The organism is Chitinilyticum litopenaei DSM 21440 (assembly GCF_000428145.1).
GTDB lineage: Bacteria > Pseudomonadota > Gammaproteobacteria > Burkholderiales > Chitinibacteraceae > Chitinilyticum > Chitinilyticum litopenaei.
This window is the reverse complement of sequence record NZ_ATZJ01000005.1, coordinates 112,164-136,012: the sequence shown is the minus strand read 5'-3', so window position 1 is coordinate 136,012 and position 23,849 is coordinate 112,164. Positions and strand designations below refer to the sequence as shown.

Below are 23,849 nucleotides of genomic sequence, written 5' to 3'. Positions count from 1 at the left end.
CCTGGGCAGGCTAAAATCGCCCCCTTTATCCGGAGCGGAGCCGATGGAAGAAATCTGCGAACTGGTTGGCCGTATTGGTGCCCGGCTGATGGCGCGCTCGCACACCGTGACCACGGCCGAATCCTGCACGGGCGGGCTGATCGCCGCTGCGCTGACCGAGGTGGGCGGTTCGTCCGCGTGGTTCGAACGCGGTTTTGTCACCTATTCCAATCAGGCCAAAAGTGACATGCTCGACGTCCCGCCGGCCTTTATCGAAGGCCTGGGCGCGGTCAGCGAGCCGGTGGTAGCCGCCATGGCGCAGGGCGCCTGCGAGCGTGCCGGCGCGCAATGGGGCATCGCCGTGTCCGGCATCGCCGGCCCCAGCGGCGGCACGCCGGACAAACCGGTCGGCACCGTCTGGCTGGCTTGGGCGACGCCCGGCGGCATCGTTACCGAATGCCGGCATTTTGCCGGCGAGCGCGGCGCGATCCGCGCGCAGACCGTCGCGCACGCCCTGGCGAAACTCGACGAGCTGCTTGGCGCCGCACGCTGACACCCATGTGCAGGTGGCCCGGGCAGGTCGGCCGCCGCTTTTGTGCAAGTTAATAAAATTCCTGATTATGTAGCCAGCTCAGCACTCCGTCATACCGGCGTCCCACGGGGATTCCCTAAGGTCAAAGCCGGTATCCAGAGCGCTGCTCGAACAGGCATTGCAGCTAGATTCCCGCTTTCGCGGGAATGACGAATTGTTCTTTGCTGAGGTAGCTACCTAATCAGGTAAATATTATGGGTATGCGTGTATAGCCTTTATCTGTAATTGGCTGTATGGCAATACGGTGTGATGTATGAATGCTTCCGGGTGTTGCAGAATGTGCCGCACAACCGGCAGCGCCAGACGAGTTTCTGCAAGACCCCGGCTAAAGGATTCCGCCATGACGAGCACCAGCCAGCAGATCCGCTTTTTCCGCTCGCGCATTCCCGCGTTTGCCTGCCAGCCCGGCTGCCACGACTGCTGCGGGCCGGTGACGACCAGCAGCGAGGAAATGTCGCGCCTGCCGGTCAAAAGCGCGGCCGAGCATGCGGCGGCGCTGGAAGCACTCAGCTGCCCGCACCTGGGCGAGCACGGCTGCGAGGTCTACGCCGAGCGCCCGCTGATCTGCCGCCTCTTCGGCACCACGCCGCGGCTCGCCTGCCCGAACGGCTGCCGCCCGGAAACCATGGTCGATCCGGAGATTGAAGCGGGGATTTACCGCTTCTTCCATGAAAACCGGCAGGTGCTGGTGTGATCTGGTGTGAGCAGCCGGCCCGCACACAGGGCATGCAGTCAAAAGCCTTCAACGCAGAGAAAAGGCACAACGCTGCTGCTCTGCGTCTCTGCCTTGGGTTTGCGGTTTTCTGATTAGCAAGACTTCTCCGCACGTCATGCCCGCGTCCCACGGGGATTCCCTTCGGTCAAGGCGGGCATCCAGTACCCACGCGGTTTTGCTGGGTTTCCGCTTGCGCGGGAACGACGATTATTACCGTTTGCCGAGCCGTTCAGCCTGCTCACATCTGCCTGAACTGCCCCGCGTAGCTGCGGCTCAGGCTCAGCGTTTCCGGGCGGTCTTTCAGGTGGACGAGGTGGCGGCCGAGCAGGTCGCGTTCGATGCGGCTGATCGCAGCGAGGCAGACCAGCGTGCTGCGATGGATTTGCGCAAAGCGGCTGGCGTCGAGTTGCGGCAGCAGTTGCTTCAGCGGCGTGCGGATCAGGTGGCGCTCGTGCGCGGTGACCACTTCGGTGTACTTGTCGGTGGCCTGGAAGTAGAGCACTTCGTCGATGTGCACCAGCCGCGTGGTGTCGGCCAGCCCCACGGTGAGCCAGGTGAGGGTGGCACTGGGCTGCGCGAGCTGCTCGAACACCGTGCCCAGGTCGGGGGCGGACTGTTGTGGCTGATTGCTGGCCTGCAGGCGGCTGATGCATTGCAAACGATTGATACACTGCAAAAGCCGCGCGTCACTGACCGGCTTGAGCAGGTAATCGACGGCCGAGGCGTCAAACGCGGCCAGTGCGTATTCGTCAAAGGCGGTGACGAAAATCACGCGGGTGAGCTTGGCCGCCTGCGCGACCTGCAGGCCGGTTAGCCCCGGCATGCGGATGTCGAGAAAGGCGTAGTCCGGCTGGTGGCGGTTCAGTTCGGCCAGCGCCTCGACGCCGTTGCGCGCCAGCGCGACGATCTGCAAATCCGGCCAGAGCTGGTTCAGCCGCGCCTGCAGGTGGGCGCTCAGGTGTTCTTCGTCGTCGGCAAGTAGTGCGGTCGGCATGTCAGCGGGCTTCCAGAATGAGTGGCAGATGCAGTTCGGCGCGCACGCCGCTGGGGCTGTTGGCGTGCAGCTGCAGCTGGCCCGCGTCGCCGTAGAGGCTGGCGAGGCGCTGGCGCACATTGGCGAGCCCGACGCCGTTGCCCGGCGCAGCAGTCAAACCGATGCCGGTGTCGGACACGCTCAGCTGCAGCCGGCCATTGTCACTGCGCGCGGCAATGGTGATGGTGCCGCCAGCCAGCGAAGGCTCGATGCCGTGTTCGATGGCGTTTTCCACCAGTGGCTGCAGCAACAGCGGCGGCAGGCTGGCTTCGCGCAGTTCGTCGGGCACGTCGATGCGGTAGTTCAGGCGTTCGCCAAGACGAATGCGGATGATGGCGAGCAGGGCTTCCAGCAAGGCCAGCTCGTCGCCCAGCGTGGTGCGCTTGCTGCGCGTGCGGCCCAGCGTGGCGCGCAGGTAGTCGTTCAGGTGTTCGAGCATCGTGCGCGCCAGTGGCGGATCGCGCTCGATCAGGCTTTGCACATTGGCGAGCGTATTGAAGAGGAAATGCGGCTCGATCTGCGCCTGCAGCATGGCGAGCTGGGCGGCGGTTTCGGCCTGCTGCAGTTCGGCGGCTTTTTTCTGTTCGGTCGCCAGCGCCAGCGTCGAGGCGTGCAGGCGGTAGAGCAGCACGAAAAAGGTGGTGGCGGCCAGACCGATCAGGATGGCCGAGGCCAGCGCGCGCCACACCCGCTGGGGATCGGCCTGCAGCGCCGCCAGCACATCGGGCGCGCCCAGCCAGCGCGCCAGCACAAAGCCGCCGGCCACGCCCAGCGGCAGGATCAGCAGCAGGCGCCAGAGGATCAGTGGCCGGTCGCCGACGAGCAGGCTGAAGCCCAGATTCAGCGACCACAGCATGAGGCCGATGCTGTGCGCCAGCAGCATGGCGTCGCCCAGGCTGATGTCGGGGGCGACCAGCGCTTCCAGCAGACCGATCAGCGTATTGATCAGCAGCAGGATGCCGAAATTGCGCAGGCCATAAGACCAGTCGAGGTCCTTGCAACGGTTGGCGAACATGGTAGTCCTGGCGGGGGCTAGAAATGAAAGCGCAGAAAGGCGTGCAGCGACTGCCGGGCCGGCAGCGCGCCGTACACGCTGAGCGCGTCGCCGTGATTGTACTGCCATTGCACGACGAGGTCGGCGCGCTCGAAATGGTATTGCGCCTGCAGCCAGGCAAGGCTGCTCTGGTCGACGAGGTCGTGGCGCAGCATCGCCGTCAGCTCGGCCTTGGCCAGCGGGAAATCCGGCCAGCTGGCGTAGGCGAACAGCGCCTCGCGCGTGGTCAGTGCCTGCATCGTGCCCACCCAGCCGCGATAGCGGCCGTAATCCTGCCCCGCGTGCTGCAGCGCGCGCCACTCGCCGGCGTCGGGCGCGGCGCTGCTGTACTGGTATTCCAGCGTCAGGCTCAGCTTGCTGGCGAAGGTCTGCGTGAAGCCGGCAGCGAGCTGCGACTGGAAGGACTCGGCGGCCGGCCGCCCCAGCGCCCGGTCGATCTGGCTGGCGGTCTGGCCGCCGGCGTATTCGACGTACAGCACCGAGGCGTCCGTCGCCAGCAGGCTCAGGTTCAGGCCGAATTGCGGGCGCTGGCCGGCTTCGGTGAACAGCAGCCACTGCGGGTTCAGCCAGTCGGTGAAGGTCTGGCTGAGCACCAGCAGGCCACGCTCGCGCGGGTTGCTGGCGCCGAAATCCGCATCGAGCGGCGCGCTGCTGCGCGTATCGCCGAGCTTGGGCGCATACACGGCGCTCACGCTGCCGCCATCCCACAGCCATTGCCCGCGTGCCAGGCCCGTGCCCAGCCGGTTTTCCCGCAGGCTGGCCGGCGCCAGCGAGGTTACCGAGCGCAGCGCGCCGGCCTTGAAAAAATCGCTGGGATTGAAACCCAGCGCCACGCCATGGCGCAGGTTCACGCGGCCCAGGTCATAAATCTGCGTCGCCGCAGGCTGCCAGCTCAGATAGGCCTCGCGCAGCGTGTTGACCTGATGGTCGCCCCCCGGCGTTCCCGTCCAGCCCAGATCGAGCCGGTTCGACAGCTGCGCGCGCCAGTCTTCGTGCAGGCGGACATCGGCAGTGAGGTCGAGCGACAGGCGCTGCTCGTCCTGCCAGCCGGCGCCGCGCTCGTCACGGCTGCCGGCGGCCAGTTCGGCGAAGAGTTGCCAGTCGCGCCGCTCGCTCGCTTGCTGCGGCGCGCTGTCGGCCAGATTCAGGGCATCCAGGTCCGGGGCATCCAGGCCGTCGGGCGCTGCCGCGCTGGCGACCGCCATGCTGGTCAGCAGGGGCAGCAGCAGGCCGGTGGGCAGGGCGGCAGTGATTACCTTGTGATGTATTGTCATGCTGGTCTTTTTCACAATGGGCTTCATGTATATACCCCTTATTTTGCCGAAATTTCGGCGGCTGTCGCATTCAGCGGGACCGCAGCACTCGCTTCATCCGGCAGCCGCAGCCGCCACAGCAGCATGCTGGCCGCCAGCAGCACAAGGCCATTGATGACAAAGGGCATGGCCGGGCCGAATTGCTGGTAGGCCAGGCCACCCAGCAGCGGGCCGACTGCCGCCGCCAGCCCGGTCAGCATGGTGTAGAGGCCAAACACGCGCCCCTTGGCGTGGCCACCGGCGATGCCGACGAGCTTGCGCTCGGCCGGGCCGGCCAGCGCCGAACCTGCGGCCTCCAGCACCCACAACCCGATCAGCAGCCACAGGCTGCCCGCCAGCGGAATGAACAGCGCGCACAGCGCCATCAGCAGCAGGCCGGCGATCATCGGCCAGCGGCTGCCCACGCGGTCGGCCAGCCTGCCGGTATACGCCGGCAGCAGGCTGAAGACCAGCGCCGCCGGGATGTACGCCGCCGCGATGGTCGACGAGCTGGCGGCGAATTTTTCAGCCAGATAGATCGTCAGCACCGGCAGCAGCATCGCCGTCGAGGCGCTGGTCAGCAAGACCAGCAGCAAGAGCGGCCACAGGCCGCTGCTGTGCACGGCTCTGGCCGCTACCGCCGTGGCGCAGCGGTCCGCGCCTGCCTGGGTCTGCCCAGCCAGAGTCAAACCTTCGCGGCAGACAAGCAGCACGGCCAGCAGAGCCGCCGCGGCAAACACCAGCATCAGCGGCTGCCAGCTGCGTTCCAGCGTGAAAAAGCCGACGGCGTTGAAGGCCGGAATCGCACCGATCAGCGCGCCGCGCGCGATGGCGCTGTCGATCCGCCCCATCGCCTCGCCGCTGCCCGCGTCGCCTTCGGCCGCCAGCGCGTAGGCCGCCGTCCAGCACAGCGAGGCAGCGACGCCGGCCAGCAGCGCCGCCAGATACAGCAGGCCCATCTGCCTGGCCCCGGCAAACATCAGCAGCGCCAGCGTCTGGCAGGCCGCGCCCGCCAGAAAAAACGCCAGCTTGTGACCGCGATCCATCCAGAGGCCAAACAGCGGCCGGCACAGCAGCATCACACCGCCGAGCAGCGTGAAATACAGGCCGATCTGCACCGGACTTGCACCGAGGCCGTGCGCGTACAGCGGCAGCGCAAAGCTCATCACGCCGGCGGGCAGCGACAGCAGCAGGGCAGGGAGAAGCAGTGCGCGCATGGCGGCTTGTTTCCTGTGTGTTACGGTCAATGCATCTTTGGCGGGTGGCAGTACAAATCACTTCCGGATTGGCAGGATTCTTCAGCAAAACCGAATCAACCACAGAGGCACAGAGATCACAGAGAAAAGCAGGAGAAAACCTCTGCATTTCTCAAGGTTTTGCTTCCTCTGTGACCTCTGTGTCTCTGTGGTTCAATAGGGTTTTATTCCTGCCGAGGAGGCTTTGTTAATCAAGCTCCGGCTTGAAGCGCGGCAGGTAGTCGCGCTGCAGCCAGCTTTCCGGCACGTCCTTCCAGGCGTAGTCCGAGAAGCGCATCACCGTCACCCAGTTCGGGTCCAGCCCGTCGATGATCACCGTCTCGGTCGGGCGTTCGCGGCCCAGCTCGTTCTGGTATTTGCGGTAATAGGCGGTTTTCAGCAGGCGATTGCTTTCCGAGTAGAACTTCGCCTTGAGCGGGCGCTGGTTGCCGGCGTCCAGCCACAGCTCGATGCGGTGGTAGGTGACTTCCGGATTGTTCGCCGTCAGGTTCAGCTTCTGGCTGGCGCGCGTCTGTTTCTCGCCATCCTGAATGCTTTCCTCGCCGCTATATTCGGCGCGGTAATCCAGCGACAGATTCACCGTCACCACATCGCCATTGGCCGCCTGGCCCAGGAGCCGCTGCTGCGGCGAGATGCGGATGGTGCCCTTGCTGGCCGGGTCGTGAAACCACAGCTCGTTGCCGTTTTTCAGCATCAGCTTGCCGGTGTCGCGCACCGGTGCGACAAAGCGCAAGAGGCTGCGGAACTGGCCGCTTTTCGCGTCGGCGCGCGAATAGATCGCCAGCGCGCTGCTGTCCACCTGCTTGCCCTTGCGGTATTCGGTCAGCGTGGTGGTCAGCGCAAAAGGCTTGTCCGGGTTGCGGATGCTGTCGCTGGCGGCGAGCAGCTGCTGCGCGTCGGGGGCGGCCTGCAGCGGGCCGGCCAGCAGCGCCAGCGTGGCCAGCAGCGGGGAGAGCAGGGTGGTGCTGATGCGGCGCATGGTTCAGTCCTCCGAATGCGGCTTGCAGCGGCGCTGCGGGCGCAGCAGCCCGGCGATGCCCAGGCCAATCAGGATCAGCGGCCAGCCACGCGCCAGCAGCTCGGTACTCCACAGGCCGAAATTGTGGCCGAGAAAAAACACGCCGATGGCGATCAGGATCAGGCTGGGTAGCGGCAGGTGTTGCATGGTCTTTGCTCCGAAATGGATTGCTGGTATGGCTTTATGGGTATTCATGTATGGCCTATCAATTCATTGGGTTGTAGGCATATACCTGTCATTTTTTCCTGATTATGTCTCTGCTTCAGAATCGTCATTCCCGCGTACGCGGGAATCCAGATGAGGGCGTGAAATCAAGCTTTGCTCTGGATGCCCGCCTTCGCGGGCATGACGAAAAAAGGGTTTCTGAAAGAGAGACATAATCAGGCATTTTTTTGTTACCCCCACCCCGGCCCTCCCCCTGGAAGGGGGAGGGAGTGGGGCATCTGGCTGCCGTGTCCGGCATGGCAAATCCCTCACACATGCCGCAAGGCATCGACGATGGCCAGCCGGGCCGCGCGGCGCGCCGGCCACCAGGCCGAGAGCGCGGCCACCAGCATCAGGCCGATGGCGGTCTTGAGAATCATGGCGGGCTCGCCCCACACGCGCACCGTCAGCGGCACCGGGTCCACATTGCCCGGTGGCAGCCAGGTCAGCCCGCTGTGATTGATGACCCAGGCCAGCCCCAGCGCCACCAGCACGCCCAGCGCCGCGCCCAGCGCGCCCAGCAGCAGGCCCTCGCAGACAAACAGCCGGCGGATGCCGCCACGACGCAGGCCCAGCGCGCGCAGCGTGCCGATTTCCACGGTGCGCTCGACCACCGCCATGCTCATGGTATTGCTGACGGTGAAGAGCACGATGCCGCCGATCAGGATGGCGATGAAGCCCAGAATCGCCGCGAACATGCCGGTGATCTGCCCGTATTGCGGGTTGAGCGTGGCGAAATCGTGCACTTCCAGCGGCGTGCCGCCCAGCGCCGGGGTTTTGGCGCCGGCCTGCGGCCCGGCGAGCAGCTCGGCCAGTCGCGCCTTGGCGGCCGGCATCTGGCTGCTGTGCCGCAACTGCAGCACGATGGCGGTGACCTTGGGCGCATCCTGGCCATATACCAGCTGTTGCGCCTGGCGCAGGTGCAGCGTTACCGCCATGTCGTCCAGCTCTTTCACGCCCATGGCCTCGGCCTTGATCACCGTCAGACCGGCCACATTCGGCGCGCCGTGGGCATTGGCCGCCAGCAGCTCGATGCGGGTGGGCGACTGCGTGCCGGCCTGGCCGGCTTCCTGCGCCGAGAGCGCCGCGATGTCATCCGGCGCGGCCGCGCCCAGGGCGGCGTCGTGCGCCGTGGCTTGCGCGGCCGGGCAGTTCTTCACCTGCAGCGCCTCGCACAGCTGCAGCACCCGGGCGACGCCGGTGCCGATCACCGCAGCATCGGGCGCGCTGCCCGTCAGCGGTGAAGTCTGGGCTGCTACCGGAAAGCCGTAATCGTTCCATTGCTGCAGCGCATTCTGCCCGGCCACGTCCACGCCTTCGCCAAACACGGTGCGCGACACGCCGGCCGTGAAGTTGCCGGCAATGCCGCCCAGACTCAGGCGCGGCGTCACCACGGTGAGCATGGGTGCGAGCACCGGGTCGCGCTCCAGCACGTCAATGATGCGCGCGTAATCGGCGATGCCATACGCCGCCGGATTGCCGGTGCCGTAGAGGAAATAATCGCGGTGCTGCAGCTGCAGATGGCCGCTGCCGCGCACAAAGCCGGTTTCCAGCCCCAGATCGATATTGCGGCTGTAGCCGCCAAACAGCAGGATGGCCGACACACCGATGAGCATCGCCAGCAGCGTGGTCAGCGAGCGGCGGCGGTTGCGCAGCAGATTGCGCAGCGCGAGGGAAAAGGCATTCATGCGGCAGGCTCCGGCGTGCGTTGTTCGGTGGCGGTGATGCGCCCGTCGCGGATGAACACCGCGTCATCGGCCATCGCCAGCACATTCGGGTCGTGCGAGGAAAACACGAAGCTCATCCGCCGCTCGCGCTGCAGATTGCGCATCAGCTCCAGAATCGCCGCGCCGGTATGGCTATCGAGATTTGCGGTGGGCTCGTCGGCCATCACCAGCGCCGGATTGGTCGCCAGCGCCCGTGCAATGGCCACGCGCTGGCGCTGCCCGCCGGAGAGTTGGCCGGGCAGATTCTTCGCGCGATCGGCCAGCCCCACGGCGGCGAGCAACTCGTTCACGCGGCGCTTGCGCTCGGCAGCCGCCACGCCGGTGAGCTGCAGCGGGTACTCGATGTTTTCAAAGGCGGTGAGCACCGGAATCAGGTTGAAATTCTGGAAGATGAAGCCGATGTGGCGCGCGCGGAAATCGGCCAGCGCGTCGTCTTTCAGCGCCAGCACATTGACGCCGGCTACCGTCAGCGTGCCGGAATCGGGCCGGTCGATGCAGCCGATCAGGTTCAAAAGCGTCGTCTTGCCGCTGCCGGACGGGCCGGAGAGCACGGTAAAACGCTCGGGACGAATGTCGAGATCAATGCCGGACAGGGCCGGCACATCGACGCTGCCCAGCCGGTAATGCTTGCTGAGCTGTTGGAGGGAAACGGAAGACATGCTGGCCTCGCGTGCAGGGAATGCGGCCACTGTATGCCAGCCAGGTAAAGCCCGGGTGCGTCTGCGACAAGACGCAGCAGGGGAGGATGAACTGCGCCGGGGAGGGATGAGCTGCAGCGCTCAATGCTGCTGAAAACCTGTCAACGCAGAGAAGCAGAGGGAATCGGGGTTCTGCAGCGCAAGCGTCCCGGGCACTGCCGCGCGGTCTTTGTGGCACCGGCATTGGCAGAAGCGGATAAAATGCAGCATGCCGGTGCATGCCGCCCGGCGGTTTTGCGGGGAGTGCCGTGACCACCATCGTCATCGTCAGAAAAGCCGGGCAGATTGCGATTGCCGGCGACAGCCAGTCCACCTTTGGCGACACGCGCCTGTCGGCCGGGGATGACCGGCACTGGGACAAGATCTTTGCCGCGCAGGGCGGTTTCTTCGCGATTTCCGGCAGCGCCGCGCACGATCTGGTGCTGAAATCGCTGCTGGGCAAGGCCAGGAAGCTTGATTTTTCCAGCCGGCCCGCCATCTTCGAAGCATTCCGCAAGCTGCACCCGAAGCTGAAGGACCAGTTCTTCCTCAAGCCCGACGAGGACGAGGATGATCCGTATGAATCCAGCCAGATGACGGTGCTGGTGGCCAACCCGCACGGCATCTTTGCCGTATTCAGCATGCGCGAGGTGTATGAATACCAGCGTTTCTGGGCCATCGGTTCCGGCGCCGATTTTGCCATCGGCGCGATGAGCGCGGTGTACGGCAATGCCGAGCTGGATGCCGAGGCGATTGCCCGGATTGGCGTGAGCGCCGGCTGCGAATTCGACATCAATTCCAGCCTGCCGATGAGCTGCCACGTCATTGCGGCGCGGCCCGAATAAGCGGGCAGGGCAAGGCTGAAAACCTGCCAGCACAGCGACGCAAAGACGCAGCGGATGGGCAAAACCTTGCCGTGTTTTTACTCTGCGCCTTTGCGTCTCTGCGTTGGGTTTTATTTTTGCGGTTCGCAGTTGCCTGATGGGTATGCGGCTGTGGCCTTTTGAAATCATTGGCTGCATGGCAATGGGTCATGCAGTATGGAGTAGTAATGCACGATATTCTGGAGCGTTTCCTGTTTGACCATGCCGCCGTGCGCGGTGAAACCGTGGTGCTGCGCGACAGCTTTGCCGAAGTGCTTGCGCGTCATCCTTACCCGCCGGTGCTGGCGCGGCTGCTCGGCGAATTGCTGGCTGCCGGCCAGTTGCTGGAGGCCACGCTGAAGTTCGACGGCACGCTGATCCTGCAGCTGCACGGCAAGGGGCAGCTGAAGATGGCGGTGGTCGAAATCACCAGCAAGAAGACGCTGCGCGCCACCGCGCGCTGGGATGGCGAGATTCCCGATGTGTCGCTGGCCGAGCTGCTGGGGCAGGGCGGGCGCTTTGTGATCACCATCGACCCCGACGACGGCGAGCCGTATCAGGGCATCGTCGGCTTCGAGAAGGGCGAGTCGGTCGCCACCATCATCGAGCATTACATGCAGCGTTCCGCGCAGATCGATACACGCGTATGGCTGGCCTGCGACGGCCAGATCGCCAGCGGGCTGATGCTGCAGAAAATGCCGCTGGAAGGCGGCAGCGGTGCGGAAGACGAGGATGCCTGGCCGCGCGTGCAGCGCCTGGCCGAAACCATCACCGCCGAGGAGCTGCTGACGCTGGCGCCGCGCGAGATGCTGCATCGCTTGTTCCACGAGGAAACCGTGCGCATGTTCGACCCGGCGACGCCGAAGTTTGCCTGCACCTGTTCGCGCGAGCGCGTGGGCAGCATGCTGGAAATGGTCGGTCGCGAAGAAGTGGACAGCGTGCTGGCCGAGCGCGGGCAGGTGGAAATCGTTTGTGATTTCTGCGGCAAGCATTACCACTTTGATTCCGTTGACGTGGCGCAGCTGTTTGCCGGGCAGGGCGTTGCCGAGGGTAACCGCAATCTGCAATAGGGTCGGCCGGCTGCTGCTGCGCTGAGCATTTGTCGTCCTGCCAGGCATGCAAAAGGGTATTGCCGTACAGCCATTAAAAATAATGGGTTGTATGGCAATACCCTTGTTTTTTCTTGCTGGCCGCTGCGGACTTGCCGGCCTGGGAGCTTACTTCTGTGCGGTCTGTTGCTGGAATTCGTCGGCGAAGCGTTGCGGATTGCCCTGGTTGGCCAGTGCCTCATCGAACCGCAGGCTGCGCGGGCTGGCCGGGAAGGCGGTCTGGCTGGGCAGCCAGAGCTCGGCAGCACTGCCGCGCACGATCAGCATCGTGTAATCCGCACCCTTGTGCTGCACCACATAGCGTTGCTCGTCGGCAGTGCGCTGCACCAGCTTGGCCTTCAGGATGCGCAAATCCCAGGGATGGTCAACCCGACCCACTTGCACCAGTGCTTCGTTGGCCGATTCCGGGCCGTAGCGCAACAGCCATACCTTGACGCCTTCTTCGCCGCTGTAGGCCTTTACATAACGGCCAAGCTCGGTGGCGTGCGCCGGCACCATCAGCAGCCAGGCGCCCAGCGTCAGGGCAAGCAGGTGGCGGAAAATTGATTTCATGACTTCTCCGTTTGTCTGAATTGAAACGCAAGATTATACAAAGATTTTGCGTGGCAGACAGGCCGCAGCAAGTGGGCTGTGTCGTGCTTCACAGTCAGGTTTGCCGCGGCAAAGCGGCAAGCGTGCAACAGGAGTGAATTGCCGCGAAGGGCGGGCGAGCAGGCACGAATGCGCCGCGTATCGGGCGTGCTCGGCAAAGCGCTACAGCGTGCTGCCATTTTTGTACAATACAGAAATGGCCTGTTCACTTGTCTGGTTCAAACGCGATCTGCGCGTGCACGATCATGCGCCACTGGCGGCCGCCGCAGCGGCGGGGCCGGTGCTGGGGCTTTATGTGATCGAGCCCGGGCTGTGGGCGCAGCCGGACATGGCCACCCAGCACTATCTGTTCATCCGCGAGAGCGTCAGTGCACTGGCGCAGCAGTTCGCCGCGCTGGGCGGGCGGCTGCTGGTGCGCGGTGGTGAAATGACGGCGGTGCTCGAGCGCCTGCATGCCGAGCTTGGCATCGATGCGCTCTACAGCCATGAAGAAACCGGCAACGACTGGACCTTTGCCCGCGACCGCGCCGTGGCGGCATGGTGCCGCAGGCATGGCGTGCACTGGCAGGAATTCCGCCAGTTCGGCGTCGTGCGCCGCCTGCAGGACCGTGATGAATGGCGGCCGGCCTGGGAGGCGCTGATGGCGCAACCGCCGCTGCCGCCGCCCGCGCGGCTGGCCGCGCCCTTGCCGCCGCTCATTGGTCATCGCTGGCCCGACCCCGCCGCGCTGGGCCTGACAGACCCCGATCCGCCGCTGCGCCAGCGCGGTGGTCGCGCCAATGCCGAGCTTGTGCTGACGGATTTCCTGAACGAGCGCGTGCTGAGCTATCGCGGCGGCATTTCTTCGCCGCTGTCGGCGCCGACGGCATGTTCACGGCTTTCCGCCCATCTGGCCTACGGCCTATTGAGCCTGCGCGAAGTGGTGCACGCCGCGCGGCTGGCAATGGCGAATGCCAGCGGCCCGCAGGCCGAGCGGCAGCGGCGCGGGCTGGCCGCCTTTGTGTCGCGCCTCTACTGGCATTGCCACTTCATCCAGAAGCTGGAAAGCGAGCCTGCGCTGGAATTCCGCAATCTGCATCGCGGCTATGACGGCCTGCGCGAAGCGGACTGGTCAGCCGCGCACTTTGCCGCCTGGTCGGCCGGGCGCACCGGCTGGCCGCTGGTTGACGCCTGCATGGCCATGCTGCGGGCGACGGGCTGGCTGAATTTCCGCATGCGCGCGATGCTGGTGTCGGTCGCGGCCTATCCCTTGTGGCTGCACTGGCGCGAACCGGGCCTGTTTCTGGCGCGGCAGTTTCTGGATTACGAGCCGGGCATTCACTGGAGCCAGCTGCAGATGCAGTCCGGCACCACCGGCATCAATACCGCGCGCGTCTACAACCCGGTGAAGCAGGCGCGTGATCACGATCCGCAGGGCCGGTTCGTGCGCCACTGGTTGCCGGCGCTGCGCCGCGTGCCCGACAGCTGGCTGTTCGAGCCCTGGCGCATGCCGCCGGCCGTGCAGGCGCAGTGCGGCGTGCGCGTGGGCGAAGACATCCCCGAACCCCCGGTCGAGCTGGAACGGGCGACCCGTGTGGCGAAGGAGCGGCTTTATGCCCTGCGCCGTGATCCCGGCGTGCGCGCCGCGCGTGCCGCGGTGCTGGAACGCCACGGCTCGCGCCTGCGTCCGGCCGCGCGGCGCAAGGCGGCTGCCCGCGCCAGCGGCGCACAACTGGAACTGGAGTTCTGACATGCAAAAAAGCGATCTGCCCAGCAAGCTCTGCCCGGTGTGCCAGCGGCCTTTCAGCTGGCGGCGCAAATGGGCGAAGGATTGGGACGCCGTGCGTTACTGCTCGGAGCGCTGCCGGCGGCGCAAGGCAGGGGCGTGATGCGCATCGCCATTTACTGGTTCCGCCAGGACTTGCGGCTGGACGACAACCCGGCGCTGTGCGCGGCCTGCGCCGCAGCCGATGCGCTGCTGCCTGTGTACGTGCTGCCGCCCGATGAAGATACCCAGTGGGGGGTTAAACGGCTGGGTCAACATCGCAAATACGTACTGGCCGATACCCTTAAGGAACTGGATGCCGGGCTGCGCAGGCGCGGCAGCCGGCTGCTGCTGCTGGACGGTGATGCCGCGGCCTGCCTCGGGGAGCTGGCGCGTGCGCTGGGGGCCACCGTGTACTGCGCAGCGCTGGCCGCGCCCGAAGAGGCGCAGCAGCTGGCGCACCTGCAGGCCGCCGGTGTGCGGGTGCTGGCTGGCTGGCAGGATACGCTGTACACCGAGTCGCAGCTGCCGTTTGCCCTGGCTGACTTGCCGCTGGTGTTTACGCGCTTTCGCCAGCAGTTGCAGGCTGCGGCGCTGAGCCCCGTGCCCCCCTTGCCGGCTCCCGCCGCCTTGCCGCCCTGGCCGGATGGCGTAGCGCCTGGCCGCGCCTTGCCCGCCGACTGGCTGATGCCGCCGCCACCGGATGCGCGCAGCAGCTTTCCCTATGCCCGGGCCGACTGGCGCGGCGGCGAACAGGCCGCGCAGGCGCGCGTGCAGCGCTGGCTCGCAACGCATGGCGCCAGCTACAAGCGCACGCGCAACGGGCTCATGGGCCCGGATTACGCCAGCAAATGGTCGCCCTGGCTGGCGCAGGGCAGCCTTTCGGTGCGCCGCGCGGCCCGGTTGCTGGCGCAGCACGAGGGCGAGCAGGGCGTCAGCGAAGGCAGTGACTGGCTGTGGTTCGAGCTGCTGTGGCGCGAGTATTTCCGCTGGCTCATGCGGCGCTTTGGCCGGCAGCTGTTTCTGCGCCACGGCCTGCAGCCGCCATGCCCAGCACCGGGGCACGATGCCGAGGCCTTTGCGCGCTGGCGGCGGGGCGAGACCGGCGAGCCGTGGATCGACGCCGGCATGCGCGAATTGGCCGCCACGGGTTTCCTCTCCAACCGCATGCGCCAGAATGTCGCCAGCTACCTGATCCACGATCTGGGCTGCGACTGGCGTGCCGGCGCGGCCTGGTTCGAGTCCTGCCTGATTGATTACGACGTCGCCAGCAATCAGGGCAACTGGCTGTACCTCGCCGGCTGCGGTACCGATCCGCGCGGCTCGCGCCGGTTCAACCCGGCCAGGCAGGCCGCTGAATACGACCCGGATGGCGCGTATCGTGCGCTCTGGAGCACGCCATGACCTGTCTGCGCCTGGTGCTGGGCGATCAGCTCAATCCCGCCCACCCCTGGCTGGCAAGGCACGATCCCGAAGTGGTGTATGTGCTGATGGAAATCCGCCAGGAAACGGATTACGTGCGGCATCACGCGCAGAAGGTGCTGGCGATCTTTGCGGCGATGCGCCGCTTTGCCGCCAATCTGGAAAACGCCGGCCATCGTGTCGATTACCTCGCGATCAGCGATCCGGCCAATACCCAGTCGCTGCCGGGCAATCTCGACCTGCTGCAGCGCCGCTACCGCGCGACGCGCATCGAATACCAGGAACCGGATGAGTGGCGACTTGATCGCCAGCTGGCCGATTACGCGCAGCAGCAGGCGATTGCGGTGCAGATGTGCAGCAGTGCGCATTTCTTCGCCGCGCGCGACGCGGTCGGGCAGTTTTTCAGCAGCCGCACGCAGTGGCGCATGGAATATTTCTACCGCGACATGCGCTGCCGCCACGGCATCCTGCTTGCGCCCGACGGCAAGCCCTGCGGCGGCGCGTGGAATTTCGACCATGACAACCGCGCCAGCTGGAAGGGCGCGCCTGCTGCGCCCGCCGACCTGCGCCCGCAGCAGGATCTGCGCGCGCTCTGGCAGGAAATCGTGTCCGCCGGCGTGCAGACTTTTGGCGATCCGCAGGCCGCTGCCTGCCGCTGGCCGCTGGATCGGGGCGAAGCGCTGGCGCAGCTGGCGCAGTTCATCGCGCACATCCTGCCGCACTTTGGCCACTATCAGGATGCGATGAGCCGGCACGAGCCGCGCCTGTTTCACTCGCTGCTGTCCTTTGCGCTGAACATCAAGCTGCTCTCGCCTGCGGAAGTCGTGGCCGCCGCCGAGGCCGCCTATCGCCACGGTGCCGTGCCGCTGCCGGCCGCCGAAGGCTTCATCCGCCAGATACTGGGCTGGCGCGAGTATGTGCGCGGCGTGTACTGGGCGCGCATGCCGGAGTACGCGCGGCACAATGTGTTGCAGCATGAACGGGCGCTGCCGCGCTGGTACTGGACTGGCGAGACGCGCATGGCCTGTCTGGGCCAGTCCATCCGCGACTCGCTGGCGCATGCCTATGCCCACCACATCCAGCGCCTGATGCTGACCGGCAATTTCGCGCTGCTGGCCGGCATTGCCCCCCAGCAGGTGCATGAATGGTATCTGGGCATCTACAGCGATGCCTTTGAATGGGTGGAGCTGCCCAACACGCTGGGCATGAGCCAGTTTGCCGACGGCGGCCTGCTGGCCAGCAAGCCCTACGCCGGCAGCGCGGCCTACATCAGCCGAATGGGCGACTACTGCCAGGGCTGCCATTACCGCAGCAAACAGCGCACCGGCGAGCGCGCCTGTCCGTTCAACAGCCTGTACTGGGATTTCTTCGCCCGCCACGCCGAGCGGCTGCAGGGCAATCCGCGCCTGGGGCCGGTGTACCGCAATCTGGCCCGCTTCACCCCCGAAGAGCTGGCCGCACTGCGCGCGCAGGCGGCCAGCTATCTGCAAAGGCTGGACGAGTTGTAAACGCACGGGAGGTCAACGTGGCACTGCCGCGAACGGATACCTGTACTGCCTGGCAGGCCAGCGCTTGCCGCCTTGTGCTTCTCCGCAGCCTTTACTCCGGAACCCCCATCCTGACTGGAGTCCGCCTAGCTCCTCGCGTGCAGGGGGGCGGCCCGCCGTTGCCAGCCAGGTCCGGCATCGCGAGCACCCCGGAGCACAGTGTGCCAGTCCGGAAATCAGCGCCAAGGCTTACCCGGCACGGCGGGTGGCCGATTGGGCGAGCGTTACGCTACCGCAGCAATCGCCTTGATGATCAGTCCCACCGATTTTTCGCTCAGATCGACCAGGAAGCGCCCCAGCGCCAGCGCTTCATCGCGCTGCAGGCCCTGGCGCTCCAGCGCGTGCCATTCCAGCTTGCCATCGCTGTGCAGGCAGATGGCCCACCATGAATGATTGACACCGGGCGCGTCGCCCTGTGAGCCCAGCTCCACCTCGCCGCATTCGCGGAATTCGGCGTCGCGGAACACCAGGTAATCCCAGCCGCTGCGCCCGCGGATTTCCACGTAGAACGTATCCGTCTGCGCGCCCTTGACGGTGATCTTCAGGTGCTGGTTGCCGGCAAAGCTCCAGGGCACGGCGAAATTGCTGAGCTTGTCCGCGGTGAGCTGGCCCTGGGGAAGTTCAAAGCTTTTGCTTTCCTTGTTGTCGATGCTGGGGATGCGTGAATCCTCGATTTGAAACGCCAGCGTGGTGTTGGGGTGGTAGTTGTGGATTTCCTTGATCCAGGCGATGGCCATGGCTGTTCTCCTTGCGGGGGGGCGGGTGGATGTGGAGCGGTCGCGCTGCGGATCAGGCCTTCGCCTTTTCCTTTTCGGCTTTTTCCTTCTTGTGGCCCTTGTAGACTTCGAGTGCACTGACACCCAGCTCGGTGGCATTCAGCAGGAAGCTGAGGAAGAAACGCCCGAGGTTCATGGCTTCGTCCTGCAGCAGGCCCTGTCGCTCCAGGCAGTGGAATTCGATGTCGCCATCGGAATGCAGGCTGAGAATCCACCACGAGTGGTTGACGCCCGGCGCGTCGCCGCAGCTGCCGGCGTCGATTTTTTCAATTTCGCGCATTTCATGATCGCGGATCAGGATGAAATCCCAGGCGCTTTCGCCGCGGATTTCCGCCGTGGCTTCGACCTTTTGCTTATTGATCTCGGTGCTCATGCGCAGGCGATTGCTGAAATTGAAGCTCCACGGAATGGCGAAGTTGTCTGCCTTCAGGATGGTCGGCTCGCTGCTGCTCTTGGCAGGCAGCACGCTGATCGTGTCGTCGCGGCCGTATTCCTTGCGGTCTGCGCCTTCCCCGAGAGTCGGATGACGTCCGTCTTCGCAGCGCAGCGAGAGGGTGGCAGTGGGGTGGTAGTTGCGGACTTCCTTGATCCAGGCGATGGCCATGGGGGTCTCCTTGGTGAGCGTTGGCTTGCACGACGTGGCAAGCGGCTTGGTTTCGCCTGCATGTTCCTTGCTTTTGCAGAAAGAACAAAGCCGCTATCGTGTGCGTTTCGTAAGAGAAGGGCTTTGCTTCATCTTGGCTCTATGGGTATATGGCTGTAGCCATTGAGCTCAAAGGGCTGCAGAATTATCGCTGGCAGGGTATGCCGCTGCGGCGCCACTGATGGAACCGCGCGCACACCAGCGTGTCCGATTTCCTTTTCGATTGCTTCGCACGGAGATGCACCCATGACCCATTCCGAACAGCAGGCCATTCTGGCCATCACGCTGCTGGCGGCGTTTTGTGACGGCGACAAGGACAGCCGCGAGCGCGATGCCATCAAGGGCATTGCCGCTTCGCTGGGCGGGGGCGGCGTCGATCTGCCCAGGCTTTACCAGGACGTGCTGCTCAAGCGCTACACGCTGGCCGATGCGATGGCGGCGCTGCAGGAGCAGGGCGCGCGCCAGCTGGCTTTCGAAATGGCGGTGTGCGTGGTCGATGCCGACGGCCGGCAGAGCGCGGCCGAGACGGCCTTTCTGGCCGAGCTGAAGGCGGCGCTGCAGCTGGGCGGAGAGGCGACGACCATCGAGGACGAGGCGAATGCCTGGTTCGGCTATGACACGCCGGCTGCTGCGACTGCCGCCGTTCCGCTTGCCGCCGCCGTCACCAGTCCGCCGCCGCCGGTGCAGACGGCCCTGCTGGCGCTGTCACCGGAAAGCGAGCGCGCGCTCGATGGCTCGGTTCTGCGCTTTGCGATTGTCTGCGGCGCGCTGGAGCTGCTGCCGCAATCCTGGGCGACGATGGCCATCGTGCCGCTGCAGCTGAAACTGGTGCACAGCGTGGGCAAGGCCTATGGTGTCGAGCTGGATCAGGGCCACATTCGCGAATTCCTTGCCGCCGCCGGAGTCGGACTCACCTCGCAGTACGTCGAGCAGTTCGGCCGCAAGCTGCTGGGCGGCCTCTTGGGCAAATACGCCGGCAAGACGGCCGGCAAGGTCGGCGGTGCGGCGACCGGCATCGCGTTTTCCTTTGCCACCACCTATGCGCTGGGCCAGCTGGCCAAGCGCTATTACGCGGGCGGACGCAAGATGGAAACCGCCGTGCTGAAGGACACCTTCAGCCAACTGCTGACGCCGGCCCGCCAGCTGCAGACGCAATACCTGCCGCAAATCCAGCAGCAGGCGCGCACGCTGGATTACGGCACGGTGATGAAGCTGGTGAAGAGCGGCGTGTAAGCCGGTCGTGCGGGGCAGGTGCGCCTCGCCGTGGCCGCGGTGTTCCGCGTCTGACCGGGCAGCCAGCGTGACGGGAATCTGCCGTCATCAGGTTCTTTTGCCTCATTGCGGCGAAGACCCTGCTCTGAGGCGAAACAGCCCTTCGCGCAGGAATTGATCAAACATCAACAGCGCCTGAACGCCTGCCAGAATCGCGCCAGCGGGAGCGCCAACAAAACAGCCAACAAAACAGCAAGTGCAGCTGGCGCGCCTGCGCAAATAATCCGGGCTAGACTGAGTGCATGAAAACGTGACGCCTTTTCATTCGCTCAGCCCTGGAGGAACCGACGCATGGCTAACGCATATGACACGCAGGCTCCGGTGCGCTTCACCGGACGCCTCTTGCTGCTGGGGTATGGCTGCATTGGCCGCGGGGTGTTGCCGCTGCTGCTGCGCCATGTGGACATGGTGCCGGGCCAGATCACGATTCTGGCCGCCGCCGAGGTGCGTGACGACAGCCGGCTGGCGCTGGGCGTGCCACTGCGCGTGGCGACGCTGACCCGCGACAATTATCAGGACATCCTTGCCGAGGAACTCGGGCCGGGCGATTTTCTGCTCAATCTCTCGATCAATGTCTCCAGCCTGGATTTGATCGCCTGGTGCCAGGAGCACGGCGTGCTGTATCTGGATGCCTGCATCGAGCCCTGGGCGGGCGTATATACCGATCCCAAACTGCCGCCGTCCGAGCGCTCGAATTACATGCTGCGCGAGCTCGCGCATGGCTTGCGCCTGCCCGGCGTGCGTCCGACGGCGGTGCTTACGCATGGCGTGAATCCGGGTCTGGTCTCGCATTTCGTCAAGCGTGCGCTGCTGGATATTGCCGCTGCCGTGCTGCCGGAGGGCGAGTGGCAGGAGCCGCATGACCGTGCGGGCTGGGCGGCGCTGGCGCAGCGGCTCAAGATCAGGACCATCCATATCGCCGAGCGCGACACGCAGGTGCCGGTCGTGCCCAAGCAGCCTGGCGAGTTCGTCAATACCTGGTCGGTCGATGCCTTTGCGGCCGAAGGGCGCCAGCCCGCAGAACTGGGCTGGGGCTCGCACGAGCGCCACTGGCCGGCGGACGCGCACCGGCACGGCTATGGCTGCGACGCGACGATCTACCTCGACCGCCCCGGCATGGCGGTGCGCGTGCGCAGCTGGACGCCGCGCGAGGGTGCCTACCACGGTTTTCTGGTCACCCACGGCGAGGCCATCACCATCACCAATTTCCTGACGGTGAAGGAGGGTGAGCACGTGGTCTATCGCCCCACCGTGCATTACGCCTATCACCCCTGTGATGCGGCGGTGCTGTCGCAGCACGAGCTGGAAGGCAAGGGCTGGCAGCTGCAAGCGCGCCGCCGCGCGCTGGGCCCGAACGACATTGCCGGCGGCATGGACGAGCTGGGTGTGCTGCTTGGCGGCCATGCGCGCAATGCCTACTGGTTCGGTTCGCGCCTGACCATCGAGGAGGCGCGAACGCTGTGTCCGAGCAACAATGCCACCAGCCTGCAAACGGCGGCCGGCGTGCTCGGCGGCGTGGTCTGGGCCATGCGCCACCCGCAGGCCGGCATCGTCGACCCGGACGACATGGATTGGCGCGAGGTGCTGGCGGTGGCCAGCCCCTATCTGGGCGAGCTGATCGGCGAGTTCACCGACTGGAACCCGCTGCAGGGGCGGGGTGCGCTGTTCCCCGAAGACCTCGACCGCGAAGATCCCTGGCAATTCAAGAACGTGCGGGTCTGATTGCCACTCCCGGGCATTTCATAGGCCGGCCCCGCCGGCCCATGCCGCCTGGCGCGGCTGGCCCCGTCGCCGCTTGTTTGCGGCCTGTCGCTCCCGTTGCTCTCCGGCCCCCGTTCGCATTCACGCGGGATTCAGCCTCTGCCGCGTAGCATTGTTTCATCAACATCAGGGCCGCAGTCTGGCGGCCCGGGGCAGCGGCGATGGCCGCTGCCGGTGTCCAACGGCAGAAGGCTGCTGCGGGGCTTGCGCAGGCAGGTACCGGCAGGGGCCAAGGAGTACCGCAATGAAAAAATGGTTGCTTGCCGCGGCGCTGGGCTGCGCCGCAACACTGGCCGCCGCGGCCGATGTCGGCGTTTCGGTAACGATCGGCGACCCGCGTTTCTATGGCCGGATCACGCTGGGCAATGCCCCGGCGCCGCGACTGCTCTATCCCGAGCCGGTGGTGGTCGTGCGCCAGCCGCATTATTACGAGCCGATCTATCTGCGCGTGCCGCCCGGCCATGCCAAGAAATGGTACAAGCACTGCCGCCGCTACAGCGCTTGCGGTCGTCCGGTGTATTTCGTGCGCGATGACTGGTATCAGCAGGTCTATGTGCCGTATTACCGGCACCGCCACGAGCGCGGCGATGGCTGGGGACGTTATGAGCGGCGTTACGACGAGCCGCGCCATGACGACGGCCGCTGGCGTGGTCATGGTCAGGGCGGCAGGGACAGGGATCGTTACCACGACTGACCCTGACCGCGCGGGGCGGACTGCTTCTGCCTTGCTTCGGCGCGTGCGGCTGCGCACAATCGCGGCTGTCTGATCCGGCCCGGGAGGGCGCATGCTTCTTTTGCCCTGGCTGGCGCTGTTTGGCGCGGCCCTCCTGGCCCTGGCCGGCGCAGGGCCTCGGCACTGGTGCTGGCCCTTGCTGGCCGCATTGCTGATTGCCGCCGCGCAGGGCCGGCTGGGCTGGCCGACGCTGTTGCCCATGCTGCTGCTGGCTGTGGCGGTCTGGCTCGCACGCCAGCCGCAGCATCCATGGCGCGCGGCAGGCCATGCCCTGCTGCTGTGTACCGGCCTGGGGCTGGCCCTGCATGCCTTTCCCGGTTTTGCCAACCTGCCGTTGTGGCAGCAGCTGGTGCTCAGCCCCGGTGCGCAGCCGGCCACGTTTTTCCTCAATCTCGACAAGCCCTTGCTGGCCTTTGCACTTTTGCTGGTCTGCCCCTTGCCGGCGCAGAGCTGGCGCAGCTGCGGACTGGCGGTGTTGCGCTGCCTGCCGCTGACGCTGCTGCTGGTCATGCCGCCAGCGTTTGCGCTCGGGCTGATCGCCTGGGCGCCGCCCTGGCAGGCTGGGCGCTGGCCACTGTGGCCGCTGCCGGGAGGCTGGTGGCTGCTCAACAACCTGCTGCTGGTCTGCCTGGTCGAGGAGCTGCTGTTTCGCGGCTGGCTGATGCAGGGGCTGGCGCGTTACTGGGCGGGCTGGCGACATGGTGCCGCGCTGGCGTTGATCCTATCAGCGCTGCTGTTCGGGCTGGCACACGCGGCCGGTGGTCCGGTGTGGGTACTGGTGGCCACGCTGGCGGGGCTGGGCTATGGCGTGGCCTGGCGCGCGGGTGGACTGCGCGCTGCGGTGGGCGTGCATTTCGGCGTGAATGCGGTGCACCTGCTGGCCTTCAGCTACCCGCAGCTGGCGGGGTGAGCGATGCCGTCAACCCGGCCTGGCGTGCAGTGGTTTTCTGGCTGGGGATGTCGCCGCAGCACAGCGGCAGGCCGGTTGCCAGGCCCGTGCGCTGCCGGACGTGGCGGACAATTTCGGTCTTCCCATTTTGCCGGCCGGTCATGGTTGCGCCGTCAATCAGCGCCGATCTACTGGTAAAGCCATGCAAGAGGCGCTGAACATATCGCAACAAGCGCACCGCCGGCATGTCGTATAATCCGCGCCTTTGATAGATTGCCACCGCCGGTGGCTGTGGAACAAAGCCATGAATCACCGTCAGCAAAAACTGAAAGCCCTGGCCCGCACCGTGCAGCTGCGCGGCCTGGCGTCCGCCACTGCCGGCGCTGCCCCGGCTATTGCGGCAGCCGCAAGCCCGGCCGCCGCCAAGCCGGTTGCCACCCCGATTGCCGTTCCCCAGGCCGCCGCCGCACCTGCTGCCGCCGGTCGCGTACTGACTGCCAAGGAATACGCCGAAGAGCAGGGCGTTACCCCTTCGACGGCCCGCACCCGCCTGGAAAAGCTGGTTGCCCAGGGGGAAGCCAGCCGCGCCGATGCCGTGCGCAATGGTGTGCGCTGCGTGGAATACACGCTGCGCTGAACGGCCGGCCGCCGCCGGGACCGCAGCGTGCAAGCGCTGCCGGCTGCCGGCTGCCGCGCGTTCGAGCGCCGATGACCGCCTTTCCGGCGGTTTTTTCTTGTCCGTCCGCCGCGGAGTTCATGGGGCTGACAGTGGGTATCCGTCTGTAGCCATTTAACCAATTTGGCTGTAAGCGTATACCTATGGCTGTTTATTGTCCCTGATCTTGTTGACGGGAATGTCGCTGCCTTCTTTCTCCGAAATGACCACTTTCCGACATGAAATTATCGATTCATGGGCTAGGGTGGAAAAATCGGAATGCTGCACAGCAGCAGA

General features: G+C 65.7%; 25 protein-coding genes. 13 read left to right on the top strand and 12 right to left on the bottom strand.

The features are described from left to right. Positions 1-43 precede the first annotated feature (43 nt). Positions 44-532, top strand: coding sequence for a CinA family protein (locus C515_RS0103645; protein ID WP_028454428.1), 489 nt, complete (start codon positions 44-46; stop codon positions 530-532). A gap of 379 nt (positions 533-911) precedes the next feature. Then, positions 912-1,265, top strand: a complete 354-nt coding sequence (locus C515_RS0103640; protein WP_028454427.1) for a YkgJ family cysteine cluster protein — start codon at positions 912-914, stop codon at positions 1,263-1,265. A 259-nt stretch (positions 1,266-1,524) separates the two neighbouring features. Here C515_RS0103640 and C515_RS0103635 read toward each other — a convergent pair whose 3' ends face one another. From C515_RS0103635 to C515_RS0103600, 8 genes are all read right to left on the bottom strand, one after another. After that, positions 1,525-2,280, bottom strand: coding sequence for a LytR/AlgR family response regulator transcription factor (locus C515_RS0103635; protein ID WP_028454426.1), 756 nt, complete (start codon positions 2,278-2,280; stop codon positions 1,525-1,527). Between the two features lies 1 nt (position 2,281). Further along, positions 2,282-3,334, bottom strand: a complete 1,053-nt coding sequence (locus C515_RS24320; RefSeq protein ID WP_051304596.1) for a sensor histidine kinase — start codon at positions 3,332-3,334, stop codon at positions 2,282-2,284. 17 nt (positions 3,335-3,351) lie between these two features. After that, positions 3,352-4,647: a hypothetical protein gene (locus tag C515_RS0103625; RefSeq protein WP_144290324.1), complete on the bottom strand. Its 1,296-nt coding sequence runs from the start codon at positions 4,645-4,647 to the stop codon at positions 3,352-3,354. A 38-nt stretch (positions 4,648-4,685) separates the two neighbouring features. After that, a complete protein-coding gene (locus C515_RS0103620; protein ID WP_028454423.1) occupies positions 4,686-5,882 on the bottom strand; it encodes an MFS transporter in 1,197 nt (398 codons plus the stop codon). Positions 5,883-6,108: 226 nt separating this feature from the next. Then, positions 6,109-6,900, bottom strand: a complete 792-nt coding sequence (locus C515_RS0103615) for an outer membrane lipoprotein-sorting protein (RefSeq protein ID WP_028454422.1) — start codon at positions 6,898-6,900, stop codon at positions 6,109-6,111. A gap of 3 nt (positions 6,901-6,903) precedes the next feature. Continuing rightward, positions 6,904-7,086, bottom strand: a complete 183-nt coding sequence (locus tag C515_RS19365) for a LiaI-LiaF-like domain-containing protein (RefSeq protein WP_043647935.1) — start codon at positions 7,084-7,086, stop codon at positions 6,904-6,906. 326 nt (positions 7,087-7,412) lie between these two features. Continuing rightward, a complete protein-coding gene (locus C515_RS0103605; protein WP_028454421.1) occupies positions 7,413-8,831 on the bottom strand; it encodes an ABC transporter permease in 1,419 nt (472 codons plus the stop codon). Then, positions 8,828-9,529: an ABC transporter ATP-binding protein gene (locus tag C515_RS0103600; RefSeq protein WP_028454420.1), complete on the bottom strand. Its 702-nt coding sequence runs from the start codon at positions 9,527-9,529 to the stop codon at positions 8,828-8,830. Before C515_RS0103600 ends, C515_RS0103605 begins: the two co-directional genes overlap by 4 nt. Before the next feature lie 287 nt (positions 9,530-9,816). On the opposite strand from C515_RS0103600, the gene C515_RS0103595 reads away from it, so the two are divergent. Both C515_RS0103595 and hslO read left to right on the top strand, forming a co-directional pair. Then, positions 9,817-10,392 carry an MFS transporter gene (locus C515_RS0103595; RefSeq protein ID WP_028454419.1) on the top strand — a complete coding sequence of 192 codons (576 nt, stop codon included), beginning with the start codon at positions 9,817-9,819 and terminating at the stop codon, positions 10,390-10,392. Between the two features lie 206 nt (positions 10,393-10,598). After that, positions 10,599-11,480 carry an Hsp33 family molecular chaperone HslO gene (hslO, locus tag C515_RS0103590; RefSeq protein WP_028454418.1) on the top strand — a complete coding sequence of 294 codons (882 nt, stop codon included), beginning with the start codon at positions 10,599-10,601 and terminating at the stop codon, positions 11,478-11,480. Between the two features lie 147 nt (positions 11,481-11,627). On the opposite strand, the gene C515_RS0103585 is transcribed toward hslO, so the two are convergent. Beyond that, positions 11,628-12,071, bottom strand: coding sequence for a hypothetical protein (locus C515_RS0103585; protein WP_028454417.1), 444 nt, complete (start codon positions 12,069-12,071; stop codon positions 11,628-11,630). A 235-nt stretch (positions 12,072-12,306) separates the two neighbouring features. On the opposite strand from C515_RS0103585, the gene C515_RS0103580 reads away from it, so the two are divergent. The 4 genes from C515_RS0103580 to C515_RS0103565 are packed head-to-tail and all read left to right on the top strand — an operon-like array spanning position 12,307 to position 16,784. Continuing rightward, the gene (locus C515_RS0103580; RefSeq protein ID WP_028454416.1) at positions 12,307-13,839 is read left to right on the top strand and encodes a cryptochrome/deoxyribodipyrimidine photo-lyase family protein; all 1,533 of its coding nucleotides are present in this window, start codon (positions 12,307-12,309) and stop codon (positions 13,837-13,839) included. Further along, the gene (locus tag C515_RS24850; protein WP_308417117.1) at positions 13,739-13,978 is read left to right on the top strand and encodes a DUF2256 domain-containing protein; all 240 of its coding nucleotides are present in this window, start codon (positions 13,739-13,741) and stop codon (positions 13,976-13,978) included. The genes C515_RS0103580 and C515_RS24850 overlap by 101 nt, the downstream gene beginning before the upstream one ends. Next, the gene (locus tag C515_RS0103570) at positions 13,909-15,258 is read left to right on the top strand and encodes a DASH family cryptochrome (RefSeq protein WP_245574979.1); all 1,350 of its coding nucleotides are present in this window, start codon (positions 13,909-13,911) and stop codon (positions 15,256-15,258) included. The genes C515_RS24850 and C515_RS0103570 overlap by 70 nt, the downstream gene beginning before the upstream one ends. Beyond that, positions 15,255-16,784: a cryptochrome/photolyase family protein gene (locus tag C515_RS0103565; protein WP_028454414.1), complete on the top strand. Its 1,530-nt coding sequence runs from the start codon at positions 15,255-15,257 to the stop codon at positions 16,782-16,784. The genes C515_RS0103570 and C515_RS0103565 overlap by 4 nt, the downstream gene beginning before the upstream one ends. A 263-nt stretch (positions 16,785-17,047) precedes the next feature. On the opposite strand, the gene C515_RS0103560 is transcribed toward C515_RS0103565, so the two are convergent. Next, on the bottom strand, positions 17,048-17,560 hold the full coding sequence (locus C515_RS0103560; protein ID WP_028454413.1) for a hypothetical protein: 513 nt from the start codon (positions 17,558-17,560) through the stop codon (positions 17,048-17,050). Positions 17,561-17,612: 52 nt separating this feature from the next. Continuing rightward, a complete protein-coding gene (locus C515_RS0103555; RefSeq protein WP_028454412.1) occupies positions 17,613-18,203 on the bottom strand; it encodes a hypothetical protein in 591 nt (196 codons plus the stop codon). A 285-nt stretch (positions 18,204-18,488) separates the two neighbouring features. Here C515_RS0103555 and C515_RS0103550 point away from each other — a divergent pair, with 285 nt between their 5' ends. From C515_RS0103550 to C515_RS0103535, 4 genes are all read left to right on the top strand, one after another. Beyond that, positions 18,489-19,475, top strand: a complete 987-nt coding sequence (locus tag C515_RS0103550) for a YcjF family protein (RefSeq protein ID WP_028454411.1) — start codon at positions 18,489-18,491, stop codon at positions 19,473-19,475. 330 nt (positions 19,476-19,805) lie between these two features. After that, positions 19,806-21,236, top strand: a complete 1,431-nt coding sequence (locus C515_RS0103545; protein ID WP_043647932.1) for a homospermidine synthase — start codon at positions 19,806-19,808, stop codon at positions 21,234-21,236. Between the two features lie 283 nt (positions 21,237-21,519). Further along, on the top strand, positions 21,520-21,969 hold the full coding sequence (locus tag C515_RS0103540; RefSeq protein WP_028454409.1) for a hypothetical protein: 450 nt from the start codon (positions 21,520-21,522) through the stop codon (positions 21,967-21,969). Between the two features lie 91 nt (positions 21,970-22,060). Next, a complete protein-coding gene (locus C515_RS0103535) occupies positions 22,061-22,918 on the top strand; it encodes a CPBP family intramembrane glutamic endopeptidase (RefSeq protein WP_028454408.1) in 858 nt (285 codons plus the stop codon). On the opposite strand, the gene C515_RS0103530 is transcribed toward C515_RS0103535, so the two are convergent. Then, complete coding sequence (locus C515_RS0103530; RefSeq protein WP_158380768.1) at positions 22,893-23,219, bottom strand: hypothetical protein; 327 nt, start codon at positions 23,217-23,219, stop codon at positions 22,893-22,895. The genes C515_RS0103535 and C515_RS0103530 overlap by 26 nt on opposite strands. On the opposite strand from C515_RS0103530, the gene C515_RS0103525 reads away from it, so the two are divergent. Beyond that, the gene (locus C515_RS0103525; protein ID WP_028454406.1) at positions 23,202-23,534 is read left to right on the top strand and encodes a hypothetical protein; all 333 of its coding nucleotides are present in this window, start codon (positions 23,202-23,204) and stop codon (positions 23,532-23,534) included. The two genes, C515_RS0103530 and C515_RS0103525, sit on opposite strands and share 18 nt — an antisense overlap. Positions 23,535-23,849: the final 315 nt, after the last annotated feature.